This window comes from Bacillus sp. MMSF_3328, from assembly GCF_030733525.1.
In the GTDB taxonomy this organism is placed as follows: domain Bacteria; phylum Bacillota; class Bacilli; order Bacillales; family Cytobacillaceae; genus Bacillus_AB; species Bacillus_AB infantis.
Genome location: NZ_JASHIV010000028.1, coordinates 42,977 through 49,971, shown reverse-complemented (window position 1 = coordinate 49,971; position 6,995 = coordinate 42,977). Strand labels below are relative to the sequence as shown.

The 6,995-nt window shown below is 42.9% G+C and carries 9 protein-coding genes; all 9 read left to right on the top strand.

The window, feature by feature from the left end; translation table 11 throughout:
• The first annotated feature begins 83 nt into the window (after positions 1-83).
• The 9 genes from RBB45_RS24405 (at position 84) to RBB45_RS24365 (ending at position 6,992) form a co-directional block, all read left to right on the top strand.
• A complete protein-coding gene (locus RBB45_RS24405) occupies positions 84-533 on the top strand; it encodes a head-tail connector protein (RefSeq protein ID WP_306010540.1) in 450 nt (149 codons plus the stop codon).
• 6 nt (positions 534-539) lie between these two features.
• Positions 540-911 carry a hypothetical protein gene (locus RBB45_RS24400; protein ID WP_306010539.1) on the top strand — a complete coding sequence of 124 codons (372 nt, stop codon included), beginning with the start codon at positions 540-542 and terminating at the stop codon, positions 909-911.
• Positions 904-1,305 carry a hypothetical protein gene (locus RBB45_RS24395; protein WP_306010538.1) on the top strand — a complete coding sequence of 134 codons (402 nt, stop codon included), beginning with the start codon at positions 904-906 and terminating at the stop codon, positions 1,303-1,305. Before RBB45_RS24400 ends, RBB45_RS24395 begins: the two co-directional genes overlap by 8 nt.
• An 86-nt stretch (positions 1,306-1,391) precedes the next feature.
• A complete protein-coding gene (locus RBB45_RS24390; RefSeq protein ID WP_306010537.1) occupies positions 1,392-1,754 on the top strand; it encodes a hypothetical protein in 363 nt (120 codons plus the stop codon).
• Positions 1,755-1,768: 14 nt separating this feature from the next.
• On the top strand, positions 1,769-2,851 hold the full coding sequence (locus RBB45_RS24385) for a hypothetical protein (protein ID WP_306010536.1): 1,083 nt from the start codon (positions 1,769-1,771) through the stop codon (positions 2,849-2,851).
• Positions 2,852-2,903: 52 nt separating this feature from the next.
• Positions 2,904-3,650: a hypothetical protein gene (locus tag RBB45_RS24380; RefSeq protein ID WP_306010535.1), complete on the top strand. Its 747-nt coding sequence runs from the start codon at positions 2,904-2,906 to the stop codon at positions 3,648-3,650.
• A gap of 11 nt (positions 3,651-3,661) precedes the next feature.
• On the top strand, positions 3,662-4,177 hold the full coding sequence (locus RBB45_RS24375) for a hypothetical protein (protein WP_306010534.1): 516 nt from the start codon (positions 3,662-3,664) through the stop codon (positions 4,175-4,177).
• A gap of 83 nt (positions 4,178-4,260) precedes the next feature.
• On the top strand, positions 4,261-4,497 hold the full coding sequence (locus tag RBB45_RS24370; protein ID WP_306010533.1) for a hypothetical protein: 237 nt from the start codon (positions 4,261-4,263) through the stop codon (positions 4,495-4,497).
• A 68-nt stretch (positions 4,498-4,565) separates the two neighbouring features.
• Positions 4,566-6,992, top strand: coding sequence for a phage tail protein (locus RBB45_RS24365; RefSeq protein WP_306010532.1), 2,427 nt, complete (start codon positions 4,566-4,568; stop codon positions 6,990-6,992).
• Positions 6,993-6,995 lie beyond the last annotated feature (3 nt).

Here is a 6,995-nt window from a genome sequence, read left to right as displayed (position 1 = left end):
GATACCATCGGAAGCCAGGCTGATGCTGACAAGGCTCGGGCAAAGCAATCCGGCAAAACTTCCGAAACGAGCTCTGATAAGTAATGGCATTCGCAACGGTAACGGAAGTCCGTGACCAAACTTCTTTTGGTGAGGTTACGGCTCTTTCGGATGCCAAAATCGAAAAGTATATTGACCTGGCTAATGCGTACCTCAGACGATATACAGGAAAAAATTATCGGGATGAAACTGACCCCGATAGGTTGATAGATTTGAATAGAGTCACGGTTTTGCTAGTTGAATATATATGGATGAATGACCAAATCGAAGTAAAAGAAGCCAATTTTACAGGAATGACTTCTGAGAGAATCGGAACCTATTCTTATAATCTTGGTGGAAAAGGTGAGGGCACAGGGAATCCGGAATTAGACCAATTGCTCATAAGTTTAAGAGGTAGCATTGGTCTTAATTTATTTTCGGTGAATGGACCTTCCAGGGCTAGAAAAAGAAATGACGATAATCCTCATGCCTATGTGACCGATATTGAGGGGTGATAATTTATGAGAATCAAACGACTTCTCATACACCGGGCAACCCTTTTAATTCCTGGTCAGCAAAATGGGGAGGATGATTACGGCAGACCCATTTTTTCAGAACCTAGTGAAAAAGTGGTGGCCTGTCGTTTGGATCAGTTGACTACGAGAGTCATCCAGGATGAAAACGGAAAAGACATTACCTTGTCTTATGTCCTTATTTTAGGACCGGATGACAGAGTGACAACAGATACCCAGGTAACAAATGTGATTGATAAAGACGGTTTCGTGGTTGCTGAGGGAACATTCAATGTGAGCGACATTCATGCCGTTTATTCTCTGAGAAAATTACATCATTACGAGCTCCAACTTTCGAGAGGTGATGTGAATTATGCCTAGAGATGGACTTAATATCAGAGTGAATATTGACCCGAGAGCTATACGTTGGTTTCAGTCCAATGCTCCACAGAGATTAGTACAGGCTAGAAAAAATGCTGTAGAAGCTGCCGGAATGGTATGGGCTGATGAAGCAAAGGGCATTACCCGAGCTGAGGACCATATTGATACCGGGCTTTATATTAACTCGATAGGGTACTCCACCGGAAGCCCTTCTAATCCAATTTGGGATATTCAAGAAGGAGCTCAGTCCACAAAATTGACTGCCGGAGCCGATGTGGAATATGCCGAGAGCTTGGAAAAGCGTTATAGCATTTTTATGAGAGGGCTCGATGTGGGTAAAAACCGGATGCAGCGTGTAGCTGAAACCCAGGTGAAAAATACGTTGGGCTTGTAGGTGGTGAGTGAATGTATAAATATGTGGAAGAATCATTTCCTTATGTGGAAGTACAGAATATTCTAGCAGAACAGGAGGAATAAGCCATGATTCAGTATGTGGACCCTGTTCCTCCGGCAATACGATTATTGAAATCTCATTTTCAAACTCGTTTGCGGATTTACGGAAATACGTTTCCATCTAGCATCGCACTTCCGGCTCTGTTGGTGAAACAAGCCGGGGGTACGGATGCCTACCGTTTGCAGTTATTAGTAAGAGCCAATGACGATATAACGGCTATGAGTTTTCTCATTGAAGCCATGAATCATCTGTTAATGTACGGACAGTCCATGACTCAGATCCGTGTGAAATGGGTAAGCCGTGAAAGTAATCCAATTCCAAGTGTTGATACCGACTCCGGTAAGCCGGAAGCCTGGTGTTATTTGAATATAGAAGCTATGGAAGTATAAAGGAGAGTTGAAAAATGGCTGATAATACAGGAAATCCGATTAATGCAAATAATCAAGGGAATGCAAATCAAGCTCAATCTGCTGCCAATACAGGCAATGCCTCAACTGCTAATACAGGTGGAACAATGTCACAGGCTGATTTGCAGAGTCAGAGTGCTCAGAATAACTCAACGACAGGAAACCAGGCTCAGACAAATGTTAATCCTAATGTGAATGCTAATTCTAATGTTAATAATAATGCTAATCCTAATGCGAATACTCAAAATCAGTCCGTGGCAAACGCTCCGGTAAATCCACAGGCTAACGCTGAGGCTTTACGACAACAAAATGCACCACAAGTCCAGGGAAATGTACCACAAACGAACGACCAAGTGCAAACTCAAATTGTTCCAACAGATTTAGGTAACGGTTGGTATCAATTGCCGGATGGTTCCCAAGTTCAAGGCAGAGAACAAGCCTATGCACAATATGAGCAATGGAAACAATCAAATCAAGTGACCATTCAGCAACAACAAGCCGAGGCTCAAATGGTGAGGCAACAGGCTAATACTAATCCTAATGCCCAAAATAACGTTAATACTAATGACCAGGCTAATGCTAATAATAACGCTCAAATTAACGTTGGAAATAATGCTGAAACTAACGCTAATTCTAATGTTAATGCTCAAAATAATGTTAATACTAATGCTAATTCTAACCAAGTTCCATATGAGCCGAAGCACGTTGGTGGAGGTTGGTACCAATTAAGCACAGGTGAAAAAATCCAGGGTGAGCAAAAAGCCAAAGAAGCCCAGGCTGAAATTAGCCGTGATGAAGCTCGGAACCAAGCCGGAGAGCAGAGAGCTCAAACACAAATTCAGCAACCGGTTCGTGTTCAAGTCGTGGAGGGTGAGGCTATTCAAGCATTCGGACCGACTCAGATTGGCAATTTAGCTACGGTTTTACGTTTTACCAAACACGATGACCATTCCCAAAAAATTGATATTAGCTCCGGGCAGATTTTATATGTTGGACAGGATCTGACTCCGGAAGAAGCCGAGCAACTATTGGCATTAAACAATTGGAAGTTTGAAAGGGTGAATGTAAACAATGGCTGACATTTATTCCGTTAATTCCGAGAACATCGTTGGTGGCCCAGGGCGATTAGTCGTGAAAGCCTGGGATGGAACATACCCGGATACCATTGCAGAGGTTATGAGTTTAAATTCGCCTTATTCGCTCATGGGTGGATGGAGAGATTTAGGAGCGACAACTGAAGGTATTACCATCAATCGTTCCTTTGAAACAGAGGACTTCACGGTTGACCAGGTTTCGGGTCCTGTTGATACGGATATTACCGGGTGGACTCATTCACTTACAACGAACCTGGCTGAAAATACCGTGGAAAATCGTCAACTTGCATTAATTGGTGGAACGATTATTGAAACGGCTCCTGTCCTGGGAACCTCCACCACCACGGCATCGGCAACGACTGCCGGAGGAACCATTCTGAATTTGACAGAGGCAGCCGGATTTACGGAAGGACAATATTTGCAAGTTGGTGGAGAAACATACCGAATTGCTTCCGTAACTGGAAGTGCGGTGACATTAACAAGACCTGTTACGGCTGATGTGGCAGCAGCAGCAGCCGTTTCCCCGGTCACTGAATTAGCCACAAGACGAATTGGGTACGGCTCAGTCAATGATATTCCGTTTTACACTTATGCGTTGATTAGCCAAAAGAAAGATGGTTCCTTGTATATGGCTGTTTTCCGTAAATGTAAAATCACAGGGGATGACAAGGAGCAGGTCTTTGGAGCTGAGAAGCGTGTTCTTCCATTGGGTGTGGCAGCTTATCCGGATGGAAGCCAGGCTGAAAATGAAAACGTGTATTACGAAATTGAGCAAGTGCTTTAATAGGAGGGCTTATGGAAACAAAATTAAAATCACTCGATTTGGATAGTCAAATTGGGAGTGTCACTCTGTCCGATGGGCAGAGTTTAGACATTCCCAAACTGTCCATGTTAAAGATAATCAAAATCGTAAAATTCTTAGGGATTGACGGCTCGAAGCTATATAGCCAATGCCGGGAAATTCTGATTGATGAAAACCTGGAGGATTTAGAAAAATTCGCGGTTGTCCTGGAAACGCTAGACGAAAAGCAATTGGTGAAGATATTTGCCATTACGCTTGATATGTCGGAAGAAGAAGTTTTGGCATTAGATCAGAATGAAATGCTCGAAGTGTTATTGGTGTATGTGGAGAAAACCAATTTAAAAAAAACTTATTCCCTCATTCGTCAGCTCATGGCGAAAATGTTCAACAAGGAAATGCCGGAGAGCCTGGGCGATTGGCTGAAACAAAGGCAAGAGAATCGGATGAAGCTAATGGAAATGAGACAACAAGCCCTGGCAGCAGCACAAGCGGATGGGAAAAATTCATAAATGCCTTTATCCAACAGATTGAATTTGTGTCGAAGCATTTCAACTATACCGAGGAATATGTCTTGGAGCATAGCCCTGATTGGTTGACCCGGAAATTTAAACAGGCACAGAAAGAGCAATTTGATGACCATAATACGAAAGTGTTAGAAGGTTTTCAGAGTACATTGCTTGTCCTGGATGCCGTGTTTAACAAAGGGAAAGAGTTTAATAAAATCCTTCCTCCATCCATCGAGGAAGCTATGGAACAGAGCCGTAAGAGAATTGAAATAGAAAGCAAGTTTGTCACCGGAATGTGGTGGAAAGGTCAAAATGTACATTAATTCTAATATTAATTTTAATTCTAGTATTAGGTTTAATGTTAAGGCTAAAGGCAAGGAGGTGAACCGAAATGGCTAATGTCGGTAACGCCAATATAGACATTACGGCTAACAGTGGACAGGCGAGGTCGGAAGTAGGAGGATTTTTTGGGTTTCTGAAAAGATCTGCTTCACTCGCAACAGGGATAATGGGTGGACTCGCACTCTTTGAAACGGTCAAAAGTAGTTTAAGTGGAGCCTATGAAGCGACCATTGGGGCAAATGCTGCAATGGAACAATATGAAAATACGCTGACCATCGTACAAGGTTCTGCGAAAACGGCTGCGGAAACTCTAGCTTGGGCGAAGAAGTTTGCAGCTCAAACGCCCTTTGAAATTCCGGACATTGTGGAAGCGACTACTAGACTAGAAGCCTATGGATTGAAAGCCCAGGATGTATTGGGAGCTACCGGAGATATGGCAAGTGCGATGGGTAAACCTCTTATGCAAGCAGTCGAGGCAGTTGCCGATGCTCAGACAGGCGAACTTGAAAGATTGAAAGAGTTCGGTATCACTAAGCAAATGTTAATAGATAAGGCTGCTTCAATGGGCAAGAAAGAGATTGTAAATGCCTCCGGACAAATTACGGATATGAAAGGCTTGAATGAAGCCCTTTTTGCTCTTATGCGAGAGCGATATGGTGGGGCAATGGAGATACAATCTCATTCCTTTAATGGCTTAATTTCCAATGCGAAGGATAGCATGGGGCAATTAGCCGTTACCGTATCTCAGCCTTTGTTTGAGAAATTGAAACAAGGAATGGAATCCGTTGTTCCTGTCATGGGTGCTGCACTTCAAGCCGTGCAAGGCGATTGGAAGGGAGTACAGGAGACTCTAAATGGTGCATTTGGTCCGGATACAGCCTTAAAAATTGAAAACTTTTTCCTTTCTGTTGCGAAGTTTATTCACGATCTGCAACCAACAGTCGAAAATTTCAAGCGAATTTTTATCGGCTTGGCTCCAATTCTTCAAATGGTAGGTGGAGCGATTGCCGTTGCCTGGAAAGTGGTTGCTGCCGTTTTGCCTCCGGTGCTGAAAATCATAACCGATATTGCGGCTAAGATTGTGGAATGGCAAGGCTTCATTCCGTTAGTAGCTGGAATTGCTGCCGGATTTGTAGCGTTTAAGACTACGGCTCTCATTGTTGACGGTGTAAGAAAGGCTATGGTTTTATTTCAGACGGTCATGTGGGCGGTTCGGAATGCTGCCTTTCTATTAAGATATGGAATGTTGTTACTGAATACTGCCTTTTTAGCCAATCCGATTGCCTGGGTAGTGGCATTAATTGTCGGGCTCATAGCGGTTTTTGTCACCTTGTACAACAAAAATGAGGCATTTCGGGCGTTGGTTGATAAAGTTTGGGCTGCCATAAAAAATGCCTTTGCCTCAGTTATTGAGTGGGCAACTACGACCCTTCCGGCTTGGTGGGAATCCATGAAAACCGGGTTCCAAAATATGATTGACGGAATCGTTAATTTCTTTGCCGGATTAGGTTCCCGAATTATGGCATTTCTGCAACCTTTTATCACGTTTTTTGTCCAATCCTGGGAAAATATGAAGTTATTAGTCCTCGGAATTATTCAAGTTTTTATTTCGCTAGTCACTGGAAATTTTGACGGACTGAAATTAGGGCTTCTTGCAATTTGGACTGCCGTAAAAGACCAGGCTATTAATATATGGAATTTGCTTAAAAATACGGTCATTCAATATGTCACGAATTTGTGGAACGGAGCCGTGAATTTATTCCAATCCGGAAAAAACAAAGTCGTGAGCTTTGTCACTCAGACGAAGGACAATGTAGTGAATGGCTTCCAAAACGCCAAAGATAATGCGATTCAGAAAATAAAGGATATGTGGAACGGAATTGTGACCTGGGTAGGGAAGATACCAGGCAAGTTCCAAGAAATGAAAACCGATGTAATAGCAAAGGTAAAATCTATCAATCTATATGACATTGGTAAAAATGTGGTTCAAGGCTTAATTAATGGACTGAGCGATATGCTTAGATCCGTGAAGAACAAAGCCCAGGAGATTGCAAAAGCCGTTGAGGGTGCCATCCGTGACAAACTGAAACTGAAATCACCGTCACGAGTGATGATTGATATTGGTCAAAATACAGGACAAGGTTTCATTCTCGGTTTGGATGATATGATTCGAGCAGCCATTGAGAAAGCGAAGCAGCTCGGGCAATCGGTGGCAAATGCCGTAACGAATATTCCGGCAAAAATGGAAACAGGCGTAACATTTAATGCCTCAACCATTGGAAACGGAATTGCTAATTTTGGAAAACAACTTGGTCAAATGGAAGGATTAAAAAGCGTAATTAGTGGAGCTCCACAAGGTCAGCAACTTGTCGAGCAACACGTTCATTATTGGCAAATCAACGCTGACGAAATAACCGATGTGGCTGCATTAATCCAAGTGGTTAATGGAATTGTCCAAACGGTTAGGAGTAGGTGATTA

Excerpts from the sequence above, each read along its gene's own strand:
- RBB45_RS24400 (WP_306010539.1), top strand. The coding sequence starts at position 540 with ATGAGAATCAAACGACTTCTCATACACCGGGCAACCCTTTTAATTCCT.
- RBB45_RS24365 (WP_306010532.1), top strand. The coding sequence starts at position 4,566 with ATGGCTAATGTCGGTAACGCCAATATAGACATTACGGCTAACAGTGGA.
- RBB45_RS24405 (WP_306010540.1), top strand. The coding sequence starts at position 84 with ATGGCATTCGCAACGGTAACGGAAGTCCGTGACCAAACTTCTTTTGGT.
- RBB45_RS24385 (WP_306010536.1), top strand. The coding sequence starts at position 1,769 with ATGGCTGATAATACAGGAAATCCGATTAATGCAAATAATCAAGGGAAT.
- RBB45_RS24395 (WP_306010538.1), top strand. The coding sequence starts at position 904 with ATGCCTAGAGATGGACTTAATATCAGAGTGAATATTGACCCGAGAGCT.
- RBB45_RS24375 (WP_306010534.1), top strand. The coding sequence starts at position 3,662 with ATGGAAACAAAATTAAAATCACTCGATTTGGATAGTCAAATTGGGAGT.
- RBB45_RS24390 (WP_306010537.1), top strand. The coding sequence starts at position 1,392 with ATGATTCAGTATGTGGACCCTGTTCCTCCGGCAATACGATTATTGAAA.